General features: G+C 37.2%; 16 protein-coding genes and 1 tRNA gene. 2 read left to right on the top strand and 15 right to left on the bottom strand.

Annotated features, from left to right (window positions below; genetic code table 11):
* On the top strand, positions 1–578 hold a 578-nt coding region (locus BLR11_RS11740), incomplete at its 5' end, for an IS66 family transposase (protein ID WP_143006436.1).
* A gap of 528 nt (positions 579–1106) precedes the next feature.
* Here the strand turns inward: BLR11_RS11740 and BLR11_RS11745 are convergent.
* From BLR11_RS11745 to BLR11_RS11805, 13 genes are all read right to left on the bottom strand, one after another.
* On the bottom strand, positions 1107–2183 hold the full coding sequence (locus BLR11_RS11745; protein ID WP_091652320.1) for a hypothetical protein: 1077 nt from the start codon (positions 2181–2183) through the stop codon (positions 1107–1109).
* Between the two features lie 518 nt (positions 2184–2701).
* Complete coding sequence (gene brxL / locus BLR11_RS11755; RefSeq protein WP_091652326.1) at positions 2702–4759, bottom strand: protease Lon-related BREX system protein BrxL; 2058 nt, start codon at positions 4757–4759, stop codon at positions 2702–2704.
* Between the two features lie 20 nt (positions 4760–4779).
* The gene (gene pglZ, locus BLR11_RS11760; RefSeq protein ID WP_091652328.1) at positions 4780–7299 is read right to left on the bottom strand and encodes a BREX-1 system phosphatase PglZ type A; all 2520 of its coding nucleotides are present in this window, start codon (positions 7297–7299) and stop codon (positions 4780–4782) included.
* 3 nt (positions 7300–7302) lie between these two features.
* Positions 7303–8757, bottom strand: a complete 1455-nt coding sequence (locus BLR11_RS11765; protein WP_091652331.1) for an ATP-binding protein — start codon at positions 8755–8757, stop codon at positions 7303–7305.
* 111 nt (positions 8758–8868) lie between these two features.
* A complete protein-coding gene (locus BLR11_RS11770; RefSeq protein WP_091652333.1) occupies positions 8869–10614 on the bottom strand; it encodes an ATP-binding protein in 1746 nt (581 codons plus the stop codon).
* Positions 10614–11645 (bottom strand): SIR2 family protein, encoded by a 1032-nt coding sequence (locus BLR11_RS11775; RefSeq protein ID WP_091652336.1) that lies wholly within the window; start codon positions 11643–11645, stop codon positions 10614–10616. Before BLR11_RS11775 ends, BLR11_RS11770 begins: the two co-directional genes overlap by 1 nt.
* Positions 11646–11719: 74 nt before the next feature.
* Entirely contained in the window at positions 11720–15514 is a 3795-nt protein-coding gene (gene pglX, locus BLR11_RS11780) for a BREX-1 system adenine-specific DNA-methyltransferase PglX (protein WP_091652339.1), read from the bottom strand.
* 18 nt (positions 15515–15532) lie between these two features.
* The gene (locus BLR11_RS14510; protein WP_245675155.1) at positions 15533–16144 is read right to left on the bottom strand and encodes a hypothetical protein; all 612 of its coding nucleotides are present in this window, start codon (positions 16142–16144) and stop codon (positions 15533–15535) included.
* On the bottom strand, positions 16117–19158 hold the full coding sequence (brxC, locus tag BLR11_RS11785) for a BREX system P-loop protein BrxC (RefSeq protein WP_245675156.1): 3042 nt from the start codon (positions 19156–19158) through the stop codon (positions 16117–16119). Before brxC ends, BLR11_RS14510 begins: the two co-directional genes overlap by 28 nt.
* 13 nt (positions 19159–19171) lie before the next feature.
* Entirely contained in the window at positions 19172–19762 is a 591-nt protein-coding gene (locus BLR11_RS11790) for a DUF1788 domain-containing protein (protein ID WP_091652341.1), read from the bottom strand.
* On the bottom strand, positions 19762–20364 hold the full coding sequence (locus BLR11_RS11795) for a DUF1819 family protein (protein ID WP_091652344.1): 603 nt from the start codon (positions 20362–20364) through the stop codon (positions 19762–19764). The genes BLR11_RS11790 and BLR11_RS11795 overlap by 1 nt, the downstream gene beginning before the upstream one ends.
* Before the next feature lie 604 nt (positions 20365–20968).
* On the bottom strand, positions 20969–21430 hold the full coding sequence (tnpA, locus tag BLR11_RS11800; RefSeq protein ID WP_200809882.1) for an IS200/IS605 family transposase: 462 nt from the start codon (positions 21428–21430) through the stop codon (positions 20969–20971).
* A gap of 175 nt (positions 21431–21605) precedes the next feature.
* Positions 21606–21681, bottom strand: a tRNA-Thr gene (locus tag BLR11_RS11805).
* 203 nt (positions 21682–21884) lie between these two features.
* Here BLR11_RS11805 and BLR11_RS11810 point away from each other — a divergent pair.
* Positions 21885–23120, top strand: a complete 1236-nt coding sequence (locus BLR11_RS11810; RefSeq protein WP_245675157.1) for a purple acid phosphatase family protein — start codon at positions 21885–21887, stop codon at positions 23118–23120.
* 18 nt (positions 23121–23138) lie between these two features.
* Here BLR11_RS11810 and BLR11_RS11815 read toward each other — a convergent pair whose 3' ends face one another.
* The gene (locus BLR11_RS11815; protein ID WP_091652348.1) at positions 23139–24368 is read right to left on the bottom strand and encodes an ATP-binding protein; all 1230 of its coding nucleotides are present in this window, start codon (positions 24366–24368) and stop codon (positions 23139–23141) included.
* Between the two features lie 83 nt (positions 24369–24451).
* Positions 24452–24857: bile acid:sodium symporter family protein (locus tag BLR11_RS14165; RefSeq protein WP_425433759.1), on the bottom strand; the 406-nt coding region annotated here is incomplete at its 5' end.

Raw genomic sequence — 24857 nt, forward strand, 5'->3', positions numbered from 1 at the left:
GGGCACATCTGCGAAGATATTTTGTAGAGGCTCTCCCGAAGGACACGAAAAGTCCGTCCGCCACCTTTGCTAGCCAAGGCATTACCTACTGCAACAAGCTATTCGAGATCGAAAGAACTCTTACGGATCTCCGCGGCGAAAAGCGAAAGATAGCGCGTCTGAAACAGGAAAAACCTGTTTTAGATGTCTTTTGGGCGTGGGTAGAATCTGCAAGAGACACCCTTCTGCCAAAATCAAAGTCAGCCGAAGCTGTAAACTATGCCCTTAATCATAAAAAAGAGTTGATGAACTATCTTTTAGACGGAAATTGCGCTATCTCCAATAATCTCATCGAAAACAGCATACGTCCATTCACTGTAGGACGCCGGAATTGGTTGTTCAGTGGAAGTCCCAGAGGTGCAGCTGCAAGCGCAATTGTTTATAGCATTGTTGAAACAGCCAAGGTCAACGGCCTCAATCCCTATAAATACTTGAAATTCGTTTTTAGCGAATTACCTGGCGTACAGTTCGAACAACATCCTGAATTCCTTGAAGATTATCTTCCTTGGAACAACGAAGTTCAACAACTCTGCAAATAAGGCAGTGACTTGAGTATATCTCGGTCATTGCTTTTTTTCTATACACTCTGTTATTAACCGCTTACGCTATTTTACTGGAGCCACTTATCGGATTTGAACCAACGACCCTCTCATTACGAACGCCGTTGAATATAATTTAGCATATTTTCAAAGGAAGGAAATCGGCATAACCAGCATATTAATAAAAATATCCATCAGCAAATTATTACCCCAATTTATAAAAATCATCAAACAATAAGGCGCAAATAAGGAGCATATATTATACCATTAACAATAAATAATAATAGTATGACCAATATCAGCAAAGTTCACAACATGTATGTGTCAAGAAATATCATAAACGTAAACCCATATCCATCAACTTCAAATGGTACCCCATTTTTAAAGGCCCCATAATCTACTGCAATATTTTTGTGCACTTGACTCCTTGGTATCCGAATATATAAGATATCCTTTTTAAATTCCTCGCCATAATAGCTGATTTTTATTATCCACTCCTGTTATAATCTTAATTTACTATAATATCATTCATTTATCTTCTGGCAGCTTATTTAATAATTCCATTGTGCTACCATCAGTCAATGTAAGCTTTTGTACTTCAAAATCAAGTATGTAGTTATCTATTCCATCTTTTGCTATTTGTTTTTCTTTTTTAATAAACGGATTCAAAGATTGGGTACTTTTTCCAAAATATTGGAATATCTTATCAGTCCTATATGTCGAATCGGTATAATTTTTCTCCAGTCCTTCTATATGAACAGGATATTGAACAATGACTTTTTGCTCTTTATTCTTCACCAATATCGTACCATCTACTTTGCTAACCTGTTTATCTTGATCCGGCAGTGTAAAATCAATCTGATAGTGGATATAATATGTTGGGAAAAAAGAATTTTCATTAACTAATTTTGCTTGCACAGTATTAGTTACAGCAAATATTTTTTTCATATCATTTTCTACTGGTTGATTTAACTCAGTTAATTTATCTTGCATTGCTTTTTCCTCGGCATCCATGAAATCAACAAGATTAGCTACTTCCACAACTTGCCATTCACCATTACCAAGTTCACGCATCTTCAATTGAAAATCAAAATTTTTATTAAGTTGTTTATTATATAGTGTAATAGTTACAATTGCAATTTTACCATCTTTCTGTGTATCTTTAACACCTTTATATTCTAGGTTAGGAGTGTTAACCCGATCGCTCAAATTTTTTGCTAGATTTTCTGTATCCTTACTATTCTGTTTCGCTTTTTCAAAATCGCCTGTTTCTACATACTTTTCTGTCTGCATAATCATCGTATTAATTGCTTTGTCTTTAACTGCTGATACTAAACCTGCAACTAATGTATTATCTTCATCACCACTATCACCTAATTCTCGTTTCATCAAATCATCAACGCCACGACTGTACAGTGATTTCAAATCAACATGTTGTTCAAATGTTGGCAAATCATGCTTTTCTATGGCAGTTTTAATAATACCTAAAGAATAGGCTGGTGTCTTTACCCAATATAAAAAATAGAATAATATTGCACAAAGAATAATAAGTCCCACACAACCAATAATATATAGTACTTTTCGATTTATTTTCCAAAATATCATGTAATCACTTTCTTTCTCAAATTATAGTAATATTTAAGATAACAAGTTGTTATTTCGCAATGCTTAAAATTTTAAATAATTTTAAATCATTCCATTACGTTTAAAAATCGTCCTAAACTAGATACCAATGATCAATAGTTACATATTTAATGCCATTTTCTGTGTTTCATGCGGCGTATTTGGCCGATTGCCCGTAAATCGCCACTTCTTGCACCTCTATGCGGAAGATCCTTTACATGTTTGATGCCCCAAAAGAAAAAATAGTAAATAAAACATATTACGAAAAATAAAAAACAACCAATAATATTGCTCTCTATATGTCCTACCTTCTTTGGCAAAAAGACACATATCAATACTACAATAAACAATAATCCTTTCAATACCTTCCATCTTGCTTGCATACAGATCACTTCCTTCTGTAACCCAAGAATATCGTATCGCAGAATTCATTATTCTATAATAGCAACTTATCATATATAGTCGTTTTTTACGAACTTTCTCACCCAATATGCATTGGCTTATTCTACTCCCAGTGCTTTAAACACAGCATTTTCCGCACTGTTGTAAAAAATCAGATTAAAACAACCAACCAATTCAGCCGGAACGGCCCCCAAATCCCCAGCTGACGTAATTGGCAGCAGTACTTTCTTTGCACCGCTGTCCAAACATACCTGCAAAGAACTTGCCAACTCGTCCACTTTTATCATCGTACCACTAATACTGATTTCCCCCAATACCGCTAAGCTGCTGATAACCGGTTTATTTAATGCTATGGAACAAATAGTAATTAGTGTCGGTAATGCCAACTTTTTTGTAATACCAATTCCTTGTAAGTCCTGATAATTCACAATATAATCTTTCGTCGTTGTACTGATAGATCCACTAATACAATTACCGTTTGCTTTCAGAAAATTAAATGCTGTATTCGATGCTTCTTTTGCTTCCCGGTCTGACCCTAACCCAGTCCGTTCAAATTTACCACTGCCGGGCAGCATCTGCGATTCCAAGCGAAACACCCCGATCATACCGGATTTACCATGAGAAACGGTATATACTTGTCCGGGATTGCATATGCCTTCTGGAATCAGTTTGCCACCGCCTTGTTCCGGAACGGAAACATAGCGTTCTTCAAAGGTTTCATTATCAATATAAGAAAAATTCACATCGTAGAATTCCATACCGCCTAATTTTTTCAATTGTTCTTTGACACGTCGTCTCATTTCCAAGGAAAGTATCAAGATTTCTTCCAAATCATCCTTAGCATACACCCCATCAGGATATACCAATTTAATAAAGCCGCCTACCATTTTCCGTACTGCAATAGTATCCCGCTGATTCAGATTCTTTCCTAGGTGATAATACTTATCTAACGCATCTCCATATTGTTCTTTGCGCAACTCACGCATAAATTCCGACAAATAATCCGTAATAAAACCAAAATCATCCGTAAAATGTTCAGGCCTAAACTTTGGGATTTCCCATCCCGGAATATAGCAATGGATGCGATCTAAAAAAGCTGTGTCCGTACCCATTTCCGGTGGAAACGGATCAAATAAACTGGATGTTTTCAACAAAACATCTACACTCTGATTGATATTACCAACAAATACCATAGATGCCGACGCTGCCTTCTCTTCTTTTCCACGAGCAAAAGATCCAGATGCCATATAATCTTTCATAATTTGGATGCCGTCATTATCTTTGAAATGGATACCGGCTACTTCATCAAATGTCACGCAATCCCATAATCCAACTAATCCAATCGTTTTTCGTCCCATATTATAAAACAAATTGGCGACTGTTGTCTGACCACCGGATACCAGAATAGAATTCGGAGAAATTTCTTTGTATAGATGTGACTTTCCCGTACTTCTCGGTCCTAATTCGCAAAGGTTAAAATTGTTTTCCACCAATGGCAGCATCCGTGCTAATAACAACCACTTGACCCGATATTCCAATGCAGAAGGTTCCATCCCAATAGAACGTAGCATCAAATCGATCCACTCTTCCTTCGTAAATGCTTTTCTGCCTGTCTTCAATTCATCAATGTCTACATGAGGCATTTGGATCGGATTGAGTTTACGGACACGAATGGGGATGCCATTATTTTTGTCTTCTTCTACGTATTCATAACTTAATTGAACAATACACCAAATTCCCCCACAAAGCAAGCGGTCATATTTAGTTGGGTATTCTTCTTCAATAGGTACTGCTTTTAAACCTAAATTTGAAAATTCAGCTTCGTAATTGTCTTTTTTGATATTCAGACGGACCGTGATTTTATCGATAACGGTGTAACTGCCATGCTGCCGCAATACCGACAAGTTTTTTTGCGCTTCATCCGGGCGAACAAAATTATCAGCAAGAATCTTCTTAACATTCTCCACGCCTTCTTCAATTTCACCTTCATCTTGAGAAGAGCAATACATTCCCAATAAATATTCCAGTACATAGACAGGAACATTAGCCCCTTCTTTTATTTTTTTCGTCAAATCCTTACGAACAATTTTCCCTGCAAAATGATCTCGTAACTTTTGATGCACTTGTCCTAACTCGTCTTTAGCTTCATCCGTCATCAAGTTCACTTCCCATCTCATTATAATTCAAATCCGAAGTCATCAGAAAACGCTACATCCATGACAACAGCATGCCGCAATACTTCCATCCCGTTATTTTCATCATATGCAACCAAATAGTACCTGATATTCGGATCATACTTTTTATTTTTGAACGTAAACCGTATTCGAAAAATACGATCCCTTGTATTTTCATCCCGTTTATCAGCTATATACATATTTTCATTAGAAATTTTTTCATTCTCTTCCGATATAAAATAAAGCCGAAAACTCGTTTGTTTTACGACATCACTGATCGGATCCGATTGAATAAATTCCAGTGTAGTAATTAGATTGGTAATTTTCTGAATCAAACTAATCAGTCTGATCTGTACTGTTCTGGTTTCCATATGTCCTTTTTCCATTTTAATATCAATCACAGGTATCAGCATTTCCTGCGGAGAAGATCCACCATGAACATAGTTTTGTCCACCGCTTCCCGATATCTTAAAAACGCTTGTACTGCAGGGAAACGATACCACTTTATCATCAGTATTTCCCAGCAGATGCCCTAATTCCAAATGACAAATTCCATCGCATAAAATCGGTTGTTTGGATACGATATACCGTCTTTTTACTATACTTCCCTTATCTGTCATACCGTCAATTTTACCACTTTCTGGCACTTTATCCCGTTTATAAATAAACCCGTGATCAGACGTAACAATAAAATGTAAGGTATTGGCATTGGTTGCAACTTTGTGAATCAATGCCTTTATTTCTTCTATGGCTTCTTTACATGCTACAAAGATTTCATCTTCCGCATGTTCTCCCCGAACGTCAATCTGATCATGATAGACATACACGACCTGCTTGCCGGTAAACACTTCACGCAGTGCCATCTTTTTCATATTTTTGATAGTATCAAACTGCACACAACAGCTATGCGGCACAGTAGACTGCAATACTGTTTGCCGTGTTGTCAGATCATGGCAATACACCCCATCTGCCACTTCTTTTCCATCATCTGTTAATTCTAATACGGTATGCGGCAGCAATGCCGCCATACCCAAGCGGGTATACGAAGGTAACGTACTCATCATAACAGTTAGGTTAGCGGTACATTTAGGATCATCCTGCATCGTTTTGAATAATTCATACCCAACTTCATACCGCATTGCATCCGAAATAATCACAACGGTACGATCTTTGTTGCTGCTAACATATCGGCTAAAGAAATTCCGCTGCAATGGCAATATCGATAAAGCATCGGGTTCTAATATTCCAGTATTCCATACCGGCAGTTGTTTTTCCAAATACTCATTCGTGTAAATATGTTCAACCAAATCCCGTAATTTTTCAAATGATTCCGTATTGTCTAATTGGTCATAGCAATAATAAAAATGGCGATACTTCGTATCAATCAGATAATCCGTATTCTGATATTGGTGAATAATGTCTTCAAACCGGTCCGGACACGTATAATGAGATGCGATGATCAGAGAATAGGCACAATCCAGTAACTCATATGCTACAGCCACTGACTTTCCGAAATGCATCTTCCGCCGCATATCACAAATTTCAGGGATAGTATGATTGTCAAGGGCTGCTCCTGTATCTTCTGCCAGTAAATGTTCTGTCAACCATTGCAGAATCTCATCATCGATCTGCTTAAAAGAATCACAATCCAAAAATACTTCTGGTTCATATTGCTTCAACACAGTCTGAAAATTTATGCTGCCTGCCACATAATCAGATAATGTATCATAGGCATCATGATATAGATAATTATTCATCAGGTCGTCCAAAAAAGAAATGACATTTCCAGCTTTATATAACACAAACGAATGCCAGTTTTTGGGTATGTCTGCATGAATATGTTGGCTTGCATATGTCACAAACAAGGCAATAATGAATCTCTCCAACGTTGGTTTGGGATTGGTATAGCCAAATTGCTTCTCACAACATTTCCAAAAACAGGCTGTCAATTGATATATATCAAATTCCGCTAACAATTTACTATTATGTAAATCATCCTCGGCTAAAAGAGTACGCAGCACTTCATCAAATGAACAAATTTCTGTCCGGCATAATGCACTCATAAGACCAATACAAATGGTTTCTTCATTGAAATTTTCAATTTTTAAATTATAAAAGCGATGTGTTCGTTCCTTATTATTAAAAAATTTAATATGCTGTTCAATAACAGGTTTGTATTGGTTTGAGATTCGTAGATCCGCACAAATCAAAGAAACACGATCTGCATGGAACCGTGTAGAATACAACATCGTATCTTCTAAATGATTGTCCCGAATGTTCGGTTTTGGAAAAGGCGCATATACCAGATAATTGGTTGTGGTATCCTGTCGTTCCAAAAAATATTTTATTTGAAATTGATTGTTCGGTTCCAGCTTCAATAATTGAGCATTTTCCAATGGCAGACGATCTACATCTTCTGCAAACTCCGCTTTATCATCATACCAAAATACGAGTTTTCGTGTATCCCCCGTAAACTCTGTATTGAGCCGGTCCGTAATCTGTTTTAAATTTAGCTCTACCATAGTCTACTCCTTCACGATCCATTCACCCGAACGATTATTCCCCTTTCGCAGGATGATTCCCTTTCGTTGCAATTCACTCATGATTCGTTTGATGGATCGAAGCGACATATGAGTTTGTTGCTGTATAACACGCTGTGTTACTTTGGAATCAGCCATTATCACATGCAGTACCTGTTGTTCATCCGAACTCATATTCTCTTTAACATGTAAAATGGTGTCATGATTGGTGCCAATGGTGCCATGATTGGTGCCAATGGTGCCAACAACGGTATGACTATGATTAGGAACATTCCGATACAGATTAATGCGAAAATCACCATCAAAATCAATGAGTTCCGGATCCTGCAATCCGTATTCCCGGCATTCCTTCATAATACGAGGAATACCACTGCCCCACTGTTCAATGAATTTCATATACGCAAAAGCACTAGCTATAGCTCGATTTCGAATCTTTGAATATCCTGCCTTCATTTTCTCGATAGTAACTCCGCGCAGCAACATTCCCGGCGATGTGATTTCTAACCGGTTATCGTAAAGAGCTACCTGTATATGTCCCGGCTCAATATAACTGCGATGTACAATAGCATTGGCTACCAACTCACGAATGCTATTAGGTGGTAATTCATAAACATCTTGTCGATATATGCCCTTGAATCGGACGCCCAAATTGATTTTTCCCAGTATATACTGATACACAGCCTCCACCTGCTCCTGTATGGTGCCACCGATTTCTCTGCGATCAATGAACACAGTCCGCGTATCATCCTTAAATACAGCGCATTGAATTGCAGGCGGAAGATTCTGCTGGTTCGTCAAGAGTGCATACGCATTGGTCGGAAAAAGTTCTCCATTCTGTTCAATCAATACGCCCCAAGATAACAGTGTATTTAGGGTGACTGTTTTAACGGCCGCTTTTTCCTCATCAGAGGATGAATTCGCACATGCTATTTCTCTGAGTTTTTCGCATAATCGACCAATATCCGATTCGGAGACATGCATATTGGTGATTGACAATCGATCAAAAAACCGATTTTCACCTTCCAAAATAAGCTCCTTTAAAATATATGGATCCGCAAGCCGTGTCGTCCCTCCTGTTCTGATAAAGGTACCGTCTTTCATACCAAGGGATTTTATATAATACGGTCGCTGCATACCGGCCGTAATCTCCACAACAATGACCGCCTTGTTATCAACTTCCTGTACTGTTATGTCCGGAATTATCATAGGAAAACAACTATCAGAAATTGCATTGGTAATGGCATCCATAGCCTGAAAAATACTATCCTTATCTACACCAATGATCCGCATAGATTCATCTTCTACGCCAAATAGAATTTTTCCGCCTTCACCATTTGCAAATGCCACAACAGTCTTCATGTAACTCTTGCTATTGTTGGCGATTTCTTGTTTATATTCAATATTTTTAGACTCTCCGGAAAGCAAATTTTCCAATACCATAGCAATCTCCTTCAAAAAAATATAGTCCTCCACTTGCTCTATAAATCCATTTTAATACCAAATTTATAATGGATTTTACACCTTAATATAAAAAGCTGAGATTCTTTATTTTTAAAGACTACTTTTACTTTGACGTCGAAGAGCTTCAATAGCTTCTTTTATCGAATCGTTATCAGGTTGCTTAGAATCCCATTCATCCCAAAAGTCTTTCGTAGCACTAATAGGTTCATGTTCTGGTTGTGGTTTATCTAATAATATTTTGCTTGGTAGTAATATTGCATCTCCAACAGCTAATGCCTCTCCGATATCAAGCAAAGGAAGAATATCAATTGTTCCTTTTAGTGAATCGGGAAGGAGGTTTTTAATAACCCCTTTATCAGTATCATTGGTAAGTCGTAATACTATAAAATTGTTACATTGACTTAAAATAGTTTTACTTACATCAGATGGACGTTGGCTAACCACCAATAAAGATATACCATATTTACGTCCTTCTTTAGCAATTCTTTCGAAATTATGCAACGCTTGTTTTTGTACAGAATCCGCATCATCGCGTGTAGGTAGATATAAATGAGCTTCATCACAAATAAGTGTAAATGGAGTCCTTTTTTCAGTTTCCATCCAAAATTGAACGTTATAGAGTAACCTCGCCAAAGTTCCAGTCACTACCGGCAATACATCAGATGGAACTTCAGAAAAATCAATAATAGTAATTCCTTTAAAGTCATTAGCATACCCCAACAGCAGACACATCGTTTGTCCAAGCCAATCATATTCTTGTACCAAATTATTAGGTTGAAACATGAAACCATACGTTTTGTCATCAACTTTAGTCTGTAAACGAGAAATAAATCGTGTCAACTTACCTTCCCATTCACCTTTCACAGGTTTTCCATTAGATCCAACACCTTTTTGCGTGTCATCTGTGTTTAATAAATCTAATAGATCTGTCATGCTAAATGGAATGGGTGAGTCAACTGTGAATGTCTTGATAATATCTTCTTTATTCTCGTTGTGTAGTGTTTTTTCTTTTAATTCCCTAATATGTAATGTAAATCTAGATGCCTGATTAGGTGCATTATTATCACTGCGATCAAGAACCATAGATAAAAGTTCTTCTCTATTCAACAACCAATATGGTAGAAATAGAATTTCAGGCTCATTTTTATCTAAATCCCCAGGACCGGCAATACGAAATCGACGAGCAATCTTATTTTCACCTGTAGCAAGGCTTCTGTATTCACCATGCATATCAAATACAATTATATTGGGATACTGTAAGGCACTCGCTTTTTCTAAAATATTAGCAACACACCAACTTTTTCCTGATCCGGTACTCCCAAGAATTGCTGCATGCCGCTGAAAAAATTTATTTCCATCTAAAACAGCTTCAGCATTAGAATCTATCAAAAATTTACCAATCTTCATTTTTTTATCAGTTGTAATGTCTTTACTTAATATATTCATGAAATTTTGCAAATTATTTCCTGTAATACAAAAACATTTACTATCGATTTTAGGGAAATTGTCAACTCCTCTTTTAAATATATTATGCTTATCACCCAAAACAGAATGATATGTACCTATAACATTTACCTTAAGATAATCTGCAGAAGCATCTATAACCTCATCTGCTATGCCTTCCTCTTCAGTATTATCCACATATTTTCTAGTTACTCTATCAATTAATGCAATTAATTTTTGATATTGTTTTTCCGTCTCAATTGCAATAATATTGCCAACACAAATTTTGTTCATTATTTCTACATTTCTTAATTCAATTATTATCTTTTCAGTATCTACTTGAATAACATTCCCCAAAAAATCATTGTCATCAAAGTTCAAAACGTTTTCCATCAGAATACCTCCCGTAACATTTCTCTTAAATCCCACATATTAACACCTTTAATGAGTTCGTTTTCTTCCCATGTGATAACTCTAGAATTTTTAGCTCCATCCGCACAAATAGCAATTATATTTTTACACTCAGCTATAAGTTGAATCGTTTTTGAAGATACTGAATGAGTTATAATCAAAGCTGGTTTTCCATCCTTTAATTGTTGTACCAAATGAGTTTCCAAGTGATCATCATTAAATCCATATCCAATAATTATATATCGTGGAGCTAAATCAATGCTATGATTGGCTTTACCCCTGTGAGTATCAAAAGGAATATTATACCCTTCTTTATATTTATTAATTCCAGGAGTAATAATAAGACAATCATCTGATTCGTATCCCGGTATAAGATAAGGCCTTTCATGAATCATATACCAATTTAAGGAACCATGCGGTTTTAATACAGTAACCTTAGGACAATAATTTATTACTCGTTGTTTTCTTCTTACTTTAGCAAGTCCATTACAAAAAGCATATTGACTTGTTTCTGGGCTAAAATGAGCATAAAACGTACCTCTAAAAAGAGTATCAACTTCTATTTGACGATATTCACAAGCATATTCAATCAATCTATCATAATTTGTAGTAATGACGGTAAGTCCAGCACTTCGAATTGTAAAATGATCAAGATACTCAGAAAAACGTAAAACACGACCATTAGTAATCACTTGTGTTATAATTTTAGTTTCTTCATCACGTATATATTGTGCTGTAATAGCTTGAATGCTCTGTTCAACTAAAAGGCTGGGATTAAAATGGTGTAATACCTTTTCTAATCCTTTTCCGCTCCTTAATTCCTTTCGAATTTCACTCCATTGGCTAAGGTCAGTTTCTTGACTAAGATGTTGTGGCATGTCCTCCATTAACTTTGCAGATAATGCTTTCATACCAGGCAATCCTTCTGCTGACGAAAGCCCTGATCCCACTATAGTAACTGTATCTTCTTGAAAATATTCCTGAATAGTTTGTTTTAATTTATCTAATTTCACAGTATTCTCCTAAAACATCGCTATCAATCAAAACGTAAATACGCGCAACTATATTGTTAATAAATTCTATTATCTCAGATTTTCGCCAATATCTGATACTGTTTCCCATCTTTACCTGTCTGTACTTTTTCGTAATTAACTTTGACACCGTCATCTAAGTCAATGGATATACGAGCAAGTGCAAGATGGGCTATTTTTTCATCGTATTCTTTGCATTCATTTTGTTGTTTTTGCAATTTCTCTTTTTGTTTTTCAGTCGCTGTAAATTCATGAGCATCGGTACTGTTATCTATAGTATCTTGCATCCGTTTTATTTCGCCTTCATATATTTGTTCTATACGGTGCAGGTAATCGATACGTACATTCCCAATTGTATTTTCGTCATACCGGTGCATATAGATCAATGCTTTAAATCCATTGTTTTTGCCGCTATCAAATAACCAGTAAATCGGACGTTTTTTATAGGTTTTACAATGGTCATTGAAAAAATCCTTCAAGAAATAATTCCGTATCACTTCGCGATTTGTGTTACCTCTATATCCCAAGGCCTGCGCAATGAAACTCAGATTCTCTTCCAATGTATCTTCCCCATATACCTTTTTTAACCACGTGCAAAACAAACCGACAATATCATCCTCAAAATATGCCTCATCAGTAATGGGGATAATATTATCTACATCCGGTTCAAAAGTAAGCTTTGTGGCTGTTCTCCAATTATCACTATCTCTGAATGCAGGATAATGGTACCGTGCCATACTAATATTTGCATATCCACCGGCAATCGGTTCTCCATTTTCATTCAATGCCGCTTGTCCTTTATACTTCCAATATGTTTGATCAAAATTGCCGCCTGCAAAAACAAGGCCCTCTTTATCCAAAGAATAACGACCAAACATACAGCCCACAGCATAGGAAATGAGAGATTTAATCACATCTTGTTTAGTCAGAATATATCTATTACCTTTCATGAATTCCGAAATATCTTCTTTCGTATCATAAATACGAGCAACTGTCACATCCTTATCAGCAACATCCGGTGTAAGTGCATCCTGCAAACCATAGATTTCGATAAAAATACGGTTCAGTTCTTCTTCGTTAGTTTTGAGTGTATCAAATTGATTATTACATATGGTTTGCCATGTTTTAAAACTATTTACTAGTCCCAAACATTCGCGAGATATGACTTCTCTATTTTCAATATTAACACTATAATCACGATATTTTACTAAAGGATGAACTAAAAAATCCCATGAGGTTTCAAATGAGTTCCAATCTTGTTTAGCTAGTTTTATGCATTGCTTAGTTAACTCTTCAATTTCATGTTCGTTTTGGAATAAAATTGGAATTCCCGCAATATCACCTGGTTGATAATTTATAGTAGCATTAGTTATATTCAAATAATATTGACCAACAACACTATTAAGTAATGCTAACAAATATAATTGATTAGCATTAACTATAATACTTGATCCCCCAGAATCAAATAATGCCCCACCTAAACACAAGCGACACGAAAATTTTCCTGATGTTACCGCAGACCATGTAATTAATTGTTTAAAATACAATGCTTCACTACGTACACTAGCAACTTTTATACCATTAGATTTTATATTGCTTTTTATTTCAAATCCATTATTTTCCCAATTCACAAGATATTCGTTGTATCCATACCACCTCTTAAATCCCCCCCCTTTACAATAAGGAAACCATTTTTTTTTAGAAAGTACTGAATCATTCATGTCTTTTGAATTTAAACTAATTTTTATAAATTTTATCTCTGGCCATAACCGTAAAAACCGATTATTATCGCCTGTTGTCATTCCTGTTTTAGGAAAAGCTAGCTTTCCCAACTGTTTCCCATAATCATATGCTGAAAGTACATTTTTACTCACCCAATACGCAATCGGTGAACCTGGAATTTTGGAAAAATTGCTTTGTAAGCTTTCAAAAAAATAATTACAATTTTTATTGGTAATAGCTTCTAGTACTTTTTCTCGTTGTACGTCCATACCACCTTTAAAATTGGAAAGTTTAATATAGAGTCCCTTATCATTGCTTTTCCCGTTTTTTAGTACGAACGTACAAATAGGAACTGTTGCTTCTTCAAATGCTGAATATTCCATTTGTACTAACGTTGTAATAGATTTATTTTGAATAATAAATTCACGCAATTTTTCATAAGTTTTAATAAACATCCATACAAAAGGTGTCATAAACCCTGAATAACCATTATATTTACAAAAGTTTAAATTACGATAGATAAATGCACTAAATAAATCACCAGAATACTTCTTATATTGATCATTGACAAAATCTTTTAATTTTACATCCATTTTATTCAAATACGGAGGATTAGTTACTACTATCTCATATTTTTGTGCCATAGCCTGTCCAATATCTATGATCTTTTGTAATTGTTCTTGCATTGGCTTTAAGCCCATAAAATCCAGCTGCATTTGGTCTTTTTCATTGTCAACCACAGCGAATTTACGTAGTAAGTTCCAATTATAGTCGTCTTCTATGCTTAAAAGAGATCCGTATTCTTTAGCATCAATAAATATGTCTAGTAATTTGTTCATCTGTTCTATTGCAACATTTCGCTCTGAGTCATTTAATCTCGTGCCAAAGAATTCCCATTGATTACGATTAATAACATTACTTTCTTGAATAGAATAAACATGACATACCACATTTTCATTCAGGATACGGCGATTATATTGTCTTGCTTTCATCATCACAGCAAAGTAGGCCAATTGAAACGCACGATCGTCTATATCAAGTCCATATAAATTATGTTCCAAAATAACTTTAGCAGCATCTTTAGCAGAATAGCCACATTCTTCATAGATTTTTATAAGCACTTCAAATGTATAAATCAAAAAATGGCCAGATCCCATGCAAGGATCTAAAATTAATAAATTTTCAGGAATAATTTTGTCATCAATATAACAAATAGATTGATCTTTAGGAATAACAAGATATTGTAATTTGTCTTTGAGATGGCTATTAGGATGTCTTTCAATCCAGTAACGTCCCAAAGAATTATCCACGATATACCGAACAACCCAATCAGTCGTAAAAAGTTGTGTTGCAGCAGGAATATCTTCCTTTTTCACAGTTCCTTTATATATATTAATAACTTCGTTTTTTCGTTCGTCATTATAATACTGGTACAACCAGCCGATAATCTCTACCTGTCCGCCCTTTGCAACATTGAAATCATCTTCATTAATATCATGCACCAAGTGATATACAACACCATCTGGATCTGTAACGGATACATTTAGCAATAATTCAGAATAATCTTCTGTTTTTTCAAATAGGTTCGGCAGTAATGAATGAAGAGCATTGCACTGCTTAATAAAAAGCAAACGGAATAACGCATCGACTTTGTTATCATTTTTCAAACAAAGAATCTTTTCTTGTTCTGTCTGTGTGAATGATAACCCTGCATCGAATGGTGTAGTAACAATATCCGGTTCCAATTTCGCTGCGTTATCAGAAGAAAGGACGCGGATATGAGATGGCAGATAATCATTGACTTCCATGAACCGGACAGCAATCAACCGATTGAACCATGTATAGGCTACTTCTTCTATTACGCTGTAATAAGCAACCTGATAGTCCGAGCCGGCCATTGTCTGTTGAATGAGATCCGCTAAACAGTTACGTTGCTGTATTGCTTCCCCACTGATCACATGAGGCTGTTTGAGACCGATATCATAAAATTCTGCATCTGTGGCAGACTGCGGCAATTTTTCCGCGATACCATCTTCCGTAATACCCATAAGTCCAGCTTTATAGCTAATATCTTTAATTAATTTATTGCGTGCCCATACCGCAAACTTTTTAATAGCCGCCTTGTCCATATCTGCTGTGCTCCTCACTTAAAATTCAATATTAATAATCGTATCCGTATCCAATTCTTCCAGCAATCGTTTTTTTAGGTCTTCAATACAGGTATCCACATCTTCCGCAGATGTCAGTCGCCATGAAGAGGTGCATGTCACCGTCTTGATTGACACGTTTTTTATCTTCTTCACCGAATATGGCACTGCTAGTGCTTCTGCTACATCAGGTGTTGTTTTCCCATTTTTTTCCTGTTGTTCTGCAACTTTTTTCTTTTCGGCAGTTTTTTTATCTATATCTCTCATTTCATCTAACAACCGTATTTTTAATGCATCGGATTGGTCTGCATAGCTTCGCAACGTTGAAACATTGTTACAATGTTCTGCTTTATCCCTTAGATCCGTAAATTGTTTTCGATATGATTCATTCTTTTGATCTTTATATGTTTTCGTACGCAGTACATCAAAAACACGATTGGAATCATCCGTAATTGTAGTCAAAACAGGTGCCTGTTTTTTATCTAGGATTTTCATATAAATCGTACCGAATTGTTCCAACAATTCTGGTAGTTTCGGGATTTCCCGATACGGATTTTCCATACGAAGAATCTGTTGAATATCACCTACAACATTCTCAAGTGGTTGATCCACAATATATACCTTACTGTCTTCATAGATATGCATCTGTCGTAATGCAAGATCGAATATCTTTTTTGTTCTCCTTCAAAAAAGGATTGCACGGGTTCAAAATCTTCTGCAAAATCATGAAGATCGTCCTGTTTTGCGACGACAAACCGGAAAAACTCCTGTGTAGACTGTGTCTGCTCGACGTCGTTCAAAAGCTGGATGCCTTGTCGTATTACTTTCTGCCCGGGATATGCATTACCTTCATACCGAATATTTATCTCCTTTACATTTTGCAGCAACTTTTGGCTATATTTGATGAAACAGTTCATTATATCATCTTCATTACCGGATCCGTTAGAATAGTGAAATAATTCTTTCATGATATCCCGAACTGTTTTTTTATCTTTTTCCAATACCTTAATTCTGCGTTCCATTAACAATTTTTCAACAAATGTTTTTTTAGTAATCAGATTAACAATTTCATCCGCGGATTTATTGATTAATGTAACACTGGCCCCATTCATCGTAAACGCTATATCTCCCCGTTTAAACAAGCGCGCAATAAGCCAATCCACATCATCTTCCACAAATCCATAAGGTGCTTTCATAAACCGGTCTTTAATCGTTTTCATGGACGTTCTGCAATGATTGTTTGTATTGCCGCTTATAAACTGCAACACATCATTCAATGCTAATTCATTCGCTTCCTTGCTACTGTCTAATTCCAATGTCATTGCATGATCCGAGGAACGCATCATATGGTGAATCTTACTTTCATCCATCGGAGTATCAATATAGGAAAGTTTATGATACACAGCTGTAACCAATTTTTCTAATGCGTCGTTTATCCGACCGGTTATTTCCTTGGAATTAATCTGCGCTCTATCACCGTTTATATAAATAGCTGCATTTTCTAATGCTTCTGTCAAAGATGCTTTCGCATTACTTCCTCGTTCCCGCATTTCCGAATTTTTAGCTTCCTTGATATTTTCATATGTAGATAATGATGAAGAAGCATTACTTCGCAGATACCGTGCAATTTTTAAACACCTTTGGATTTCATCCATAAATATGCGGTTGTCCGGCAAAACTACCAATACTTCTTTTTGCTGGCCGGACAACATCCGCAGCATAGCATCATCCGTACTGTACTCAGAAGCAGGCGTCAAAACATGGACGCCTATGTCATAATTTTGATTAGATTTATATGAATACTCATCAATCTTTTGATTGAATGAAAACGCATATCGGCCATTAAATACAGGATATCGATATTTTTTATCAGTAAAAATATCTTCAAAAATCATTTCTGATACCTTATTGATAACATCAGCCATTTCTACATTCTGGTTATCAATCTCACGGTTGATTTCCTGTTCCTCATTAGTCAGAAAAATATAGATATCCCCATTTTTTTGTATGTACATTTGACGCATCAGTACTTTTAATGCTTCTTCAACCTTTGCTCGTAATGCAATACGGTCTTCCTCTATATTAGAAATCATCAGACTGGTAATATTATCAAGATTCGCATGGCAGATATCATTGCAATATTTAATCATGAATAATGTCTTCAATACATTGACAGTAAAAACATCCTTCTCTTTTTTTCCCGGATTTACCTGCCCATTATCATATGCTTTTTGTATAACTCCGCGATGACTATGATCCAAAAAATTTTCCATGGCATCATAAAAAGCATAAAATGGAATAATGGTTCCGATCGCTTGTTCCTTATATTCCACAGCAGACTCTTTAAACATGGCCAGCATGGAACGCTCTCCTTCAGATAAGTGTTTGCCCGATGCACCATGAATACGAACAGAATTCAGTACGCCGGCAAGCAGATTAAATTGATACGGTACAAACGGATAAACCACAGAAAAATCATCTTCATCGGCATACAGCTTTTTTTCTACTGGATCATTGAATACGATGAGGTTTTTAATAATTGTATTTTCCTGCCCGTATCGCAATCGCAACGTTTGTGCTGCTGTATCATTCTTTTCCAAGATTCTTTTTTTGATAACGGCATCAGCATTCGCAGACGACAAAGAAAGACGGGTATCAAACCGTCCCTGAATCTTGGAAAAATCATCACCTTTAACCTTGGTAATAGTGTCAATATCCTGCTGACTGGTAACAATGACCCAGGCTTTGCCATTACATTCTTTTCCTAATTCTTCCGTAACGGTCTGCATATTGAGCATTAGTTTGGAATCATCCCCGATATACTGGCCGACTTCATCCACAAGGAAAACCACGTGATGGTTATTTCCTTTCTTTTCAATATATTGTTTTACCCGTTTGGCAAACTCTTCAATACTGATTTGGTATGGCTGTGTTGCTTTTTCACACCAGTTACGAGCTGCGTCTTCGCTCATAAAATTCATATCAACAAGAATATGAACAATTGTATCTTGAATAAAGTCGAAATCCTGACGGGAATCTTCCCATATTTCACCGTATTCGGCGACAAATTTCTGTTTGAATTCCACAAATCTATTTTCTTCTGTCATACGTCGTTCCAAGTCAGCCAAAAAGGGCATGGCACCACAAAACCCTTGCATTTCATTAAATACTTTCAGAAACACATGAACAATCGCATCTTTATCTTGTTTCCCATTGGAATCACTTTTAGAATCAATATTAAAAAGCACCACATCCGTAGAAGTATCTGCTGCCAGTTGCATATCAGCAAGAACTATGGGATCAATTATTTTTTTATCTTCCTTAAAATAATCAATTGCAAATTTACCTGCTACCTTACGATTTTCTAACACATATGACAATATTTTCAAAAAGTGAGATTTCCCACTGCCAAAGAACCCTGAAATCCATACACCCATTTTTGGAGTAGTAGCAATAATGCCCTTTTTGTATGCAGAAAAGAAATCGGCAAAGTGTTTCTGCAGCTCTTTTGTTACCACATATTCTTCCAGTTCCTGTTTTGCATTTGCATTTTCGTCCTGTCCGACAATAATAACCCCTTGAATATCACGATCAATGGGTTTTGCAAATATATCTTTGATCTGCATGACAGCGCCTCCTTCAGCGTACTATCCGAAATGCCCGATAATAATTATCTTCTTTCCATTCATTAAATACGATCAATTCCTGTTCTGTATAAGTACCAGGGTAAAAAAGAACCATCGGTACCGCTGCATATTGTTGCGGCATATTATATAATATTTTATTAAAAACTTCTGGAGCCTCTAATAACGGATAGCATTTTCCGATCCCGGTAAGAAAAACGACCGCTTTATTAGGTATATGTGTTGAAATATAATTTACAAGCAAATTTTCTTTATCTGTCATTTTCAGCGTATGCTGTATAGCAGCTGTTACATAAGCAAATCCTTTTTTTGTTTCAAAAGCTTCACATTTGTCAATAAAGTGCCGATTTTCCAAGTAATCCATAATAAGATCATATAAATCAAATATAACCAGTTCAAAACCATCAAATCCCCTGGCATTTTTATTTTTCAAATATACAAGCCATTTTCGCACTTCCAATTCATCTTTCGGTGAATAATCAAACACCCAATAGTTGACTTCATTCGCCTTACCCTTATTCATGCGAAACGTTGGCTTTTTGATAATGGATTCCAATTGCTCTAATCGTTTTTCCAAATCAGCCATTATCTCACCCCCGCTAACGCATTCATTACTAACTCCATACCATTCCCCGTAAGCCATTGCCTAAACGGAGCATCTAAAATCGGTTTATAAATAACGCGGACCGTCTTTCCTTTATCCGTCATACCCGCTTCAAATAACATCGTTTTATAGCATCGTCCCAATCGGGCCAATGTTGCGTCCGTCCAACAGGCTACTTTTTTGCTCTGCACTTGTTTATTCTTAAAGAAGATACGAATATCGCTGTCTGCATATTCATTGATTCCAATAATCATTTTTTCTCGGATTATCTCATATACAAAATCAAAAAACAAAGTGTCATGAGCCATAACCGCCGTCAGTACGAACAACTTTTGTGTAGCGATATCACTATGCAAAAACACCGTATAAAACGAAGATGATAAACACTGTATACGTGCAACCACTGTATTATAAATCGTATCTGCACGATCGACCGTTGATGCTCCGAAAATGTTTTGCTTTCGGTTTAGTACTTTTATTTCTTCAAAAGTCTTTCCCTGATTAAGTAAACAAATGACCTTGCGAAACTCCATAAACCAAAAGGAAAGCTTAACGGCACCAGCACTATATTCTTTTTTTTTCATCTATTGTCACAAACCTTTCCTCATTACATTCCTATGATTATCCTACTATTGATTTGCTAACACAAATTGTATTTCTAAAATAGTATCTAACATACAAGTCATTTTTCGGTAAACGCATGCTAACATATTCCTCTAAACTATTCTGTTATATATCAAACTTTAGTAGAACGTTGTCATTAAATAAAATTTTTAAAAATTAAAGTTTTTATTTAGTGTTAATTTTGTTAATCAGTATTTTAAAAAATTGATTATAAACTGACATTCGTAATCGTATTTCTCTCCAATTATAAAGATAAAAGCACTATATTTGTAGTATAGCATAGGCACCTTTACTTTCAAATAAAACATTGACATTAATACAAAAAAATAAAAATGCAGAAAAATTTTTAACTATAAATTTTATTGGTGTTCTCCATATCTAATAAAATTCACTTTCCTATTTTTTACTAGATATAAAGATATACTTAGACAATCAAAACTACCTGTATAACAGGTAGTTTGCTCTGCGGCTAGAAGCTTTATTACCTGCCTAGGCCGCAAGGGCCTATGGAAAATCCACCAACCGCACTACACTTACCTGCTGCCCCTCTCCGAGGGGCGCTTCTTATTTATAGGGTTTCCCCGTGAATGGATCTACAAGTTCTTTCAGTGTCATTTGGTCACACACCATATCTTCCTGTAACTGTTCTCGGATATATTGTGCTATTACCTTCTGATTTCTTCCCACTGTATCAACGTAGTATCCTTTACACCAAAATTTTCTGTTTCCGTATCGATATTTTAATTGCCCATGTCTTTCGAAAATGATCAGAGAGCTTTTCCCTTTCAAATATCCCACAAACGCAGATACGGACAACTTAGGTGGAATACTCACTAACATATGTATATGATCCCTACACGCATTAGCTTCCAGTATTTCTACATCTTTCCGGCTACATAATTCCCGTAAAATTTTTCCAATATCTTTTTTTAATTTCCCGTAAATCAATTGTCTTCGGTACTTGGGTGCAAACACAAGATGATATTTACATCTCCATTTTGTATGTGCTAAACTTGAAGTGTCCATGGATAGCATTTTCCTCCTTTGCTCTAAGTACGGTTGGCGAACCTGTGCTTAGTATAGCAAAGGAGGTTTTGCTTTTTCTACGTATAGCTATAAGCTTTTAGAACCATACGCACAGCGTATGGTTTTCAATACGACAAAAAATAAGCTCCCGAAAAATCGGGAGCTTTGTATTTACTGGAGCCACTTATCGGATTTGAACCAACGACCTTCTCATTACGAATGAGATGCTCTACCAGCTGAGCTAAAGTGGCGAGTACTCATATATTATATAGTTTCTACGCTGTTTTTGTCAAGAATTTTTTCTTTTTTGACAGGTATTGTTCATTTTATTCGCTGATATTTTTATGTCATTCGTACGTATTGTTACAAATAGAAGTTTTATTCTTGCTTCCTGTAGAATTCATGATACAATACTGTTGTTATACTAAAACAATAGGAAAAGAAATGAGCATATATGAGAAAATTACTAACAGCGTGTATCACTGGTATCATGTCTTGCATGGGACTTCCCATATGGGCAGCAGATACCCAGGTGCCTATTGATAATTTAGTGCAGATTGTGTCGGAAAATTCAGCGACCGCTTTCACCGTATCTTGGCAGAATGATACGGCTCGTAAGGATTACTCCGTGCAATATCGGCAGCCGGGAAGTACGGATGTCCAATCGGCTTATGTTACAGAGCCTAAACGGCCGCCCGTGTATGATTCGCAAAATCCTCCGACAAACACATATGGCGCTTATATAAAAAAATTAAAACCTGATACGTCCTATGAATATCGTATTCGCGCAGATGGTACTGCCACTGCATGGATTCCTTTCAAGACAACGCCGGAGCAGTTAAACCATTATAAAGTTCTCGTTTTTGGCGATTCTCAGTCTGTAGATTATTCTATTTGGGGCCAAACCGCTCAGACGGCTTGGAAAAAGACTCCCGATGCTGCATTTTTTATTATGATGGGGGATATTACAGATAACGGCCAGGCTTGGTATCAATGGAGAAGCTGGTATGAAAATGCCAATGTTCTGACTTCGCATATTCCCATTGCCCCGGTCTTGGGAAATCATGAAGCGTACAGCTTACATTGGAAATTTGCAGAACCCTACACCTATAAGGCCTTGTTCCCTGTGCCCTACGGCGGTCCCCGCGATCAGAACCGGCTGGCTTATTCGTTTGATTACGGCGATGTCCATTACGTTTCCCTCAATACCGATTATGAAGAAATACATGAAAATCACCCAAATATGATGGAAAACGAAGCACAATGGCTTGATCGTGATTTAGCCAAAGCAACACAAAATAAAAAGCGGATTATTGTACTCATGCACCGTCCTCCTTGGGACAGTCCGTATCACGGTGCTTTGGATATAAACGGCAAAACCTTCATGCCTATTTTCGATAAATACAATGTCCCTCTCGTTTTTACAGCTCATGAACATTGTTACGCTCGTACTTCGCCTGTAAAAAACAATCGGACAGCTGCCGCCGGCACAATTTATATTACGACGGGACGCAGCGGCACGGAAACTTGGGATGCTTCCGTCCGCAAACGCTTTGATGAAGTATACTATAATCCAATGGATATGCCCATGTATCTTACACTTCTCGTAGAACCAAAGGATTTCGTCGTTACTGCCTATAAAACAGACGGAACCGTTATTGATACAACAAGGATCAAAACAACAACCTGATCGGATAGCCGCCACGGCTCATACATTCCCCAAATACCATTTAACAAATTGTGCAGCAATGCGCCCATTCCTGCCGGAATGCTCCATTTCCCAACGAATTCCCTGGATACGAAGTTCACTTTTAGCTAACGTGACACCTGATTTTTTCAGCTCGTGATCAATTATTTCCAAATATTCCTCTTGTGTCGGCGGCTCGTAATGAAGTATCAAGCCAAATCGATCAGAAAGGGAAATAGATTCATTGGCGCTATCATGCCGATATACCTCCTCCAATTCCTCCTTACGATCCTGCCATGTCTCTTTGAGCAAATGACGCCGGTTGGAGGTAGCATAAATGAGGACGTTCTCCGGTTGGGTCATTACACTGCCATCAATAGCAGATTTTAAATACTTATAACCCGATTCGCCTTCATCAAAAGACAAATCATCAAAAAATAAAATAAATTTTTTGCTTTTGATATTACCCAGCTTCTGCATAACCGCCGAAAGCTGGACAAGTTGATCCCGTGTGATTTGAATAAGGCGCAGTCCTTCGGTATGGTATATATTGGCCAACGCTTTTACCGCTGTCGATTTACCCGTACCTCTGGCCCCGGTCAACAGCACGTTGTTGGCCTGTTTTCCTTGGACAAAATTGTGGGTATTGATCCGAAGTTTTTCTTTCTGCGTTTCATATCCAATGAGGTCTTCCCAAAAAAGGACGGGAAAATCATCAATACCGATAAATTTTCCGTCATGGGCAATACGAAAGGCAATATGCCGTGCCAAAGTACCTCGTCCATACCGACTGTATTGTTCCAAAAGAACGGCGGCTGCCGCCACGGCATCTTCACAAGCCGTCAAGCGTCTGGCTAAAGAAGCACTACTTTCATCCATCAGCGGCCGAGCCGGCGTATACGCATCAAGGAATGTCCCTTCCATGAAATCAGATGCTTTGCTTTTTATATACGGCAGCAGGATTTTCATGTCTTGTGTCAAAACCTGCTTAAGTCCTGCCCCATAGGTGCCTTTGGATTCTATTGTCCGGGCCGCGATGGTATCTCCTTCTCCCAAGAGATACACCAGATAGGCTGAAAAGACATTTCCCTGCAATCCTTTTTCTTCAGCCTGCTGCAGCAACACTGCCGCAAATCGGCTCTGCGCCTCTTGATCCCGAGGATCATCCTGCACATCAAACAATGTCCGAAAAATATCTTCCTTTAAAAAACTGCGGCAGGCAACCAGCAGGTGCAAATCAGGATACGCCATACAACCCCCTCCTTATATTGAACAAGGACGCTTGAATCCAGGCGCCCTTGTTTATCATATATATAACTGCATCTATACCTTGCTTATTTTGCTTCCTCACTGTCACCGTCGTCACTGCGGCTGGCCCAATAGCCGGCCAGTATCGACCCTGAAAAATTGTGCCATACACTGAAAATAGCTCCCGGAATCGCCGCCATCGGATCCAGATGCGCCAGTGCCAGCGCCACGGCCAGCCCCGAGTTTTCCATCCCGATCTCAAACGCCACGGCCTTGCTCTTATGGTGGCTCATCCGTCCCAGACTCCGCGATACTCCGTATCCCAGGCTCAGCCCCAGACAGTTATGCAGCACTACCGCCAGCGCCGCGATCCCTGCCACCGTAGCCAGCCGCTGCGCATTCAACGCTACCACGATCGTAATGATCATCACGATCGCCACTACCGATACGACCGGGATGATCCCCGCCAGGCGGTCTACCGTCTTCGACGCC

Origin of the sequence: Megasphaera paucivorans, from assembly GCF_900103535.1 — a bacterium.
In the GTDB taxonomy this organism is placed as follows: Bacteria; Bacillota; Negativicutes; order Veillonellales; family Megasphaeraceae; genus Megasphaera_A; species Megasphaera_A paucivorans.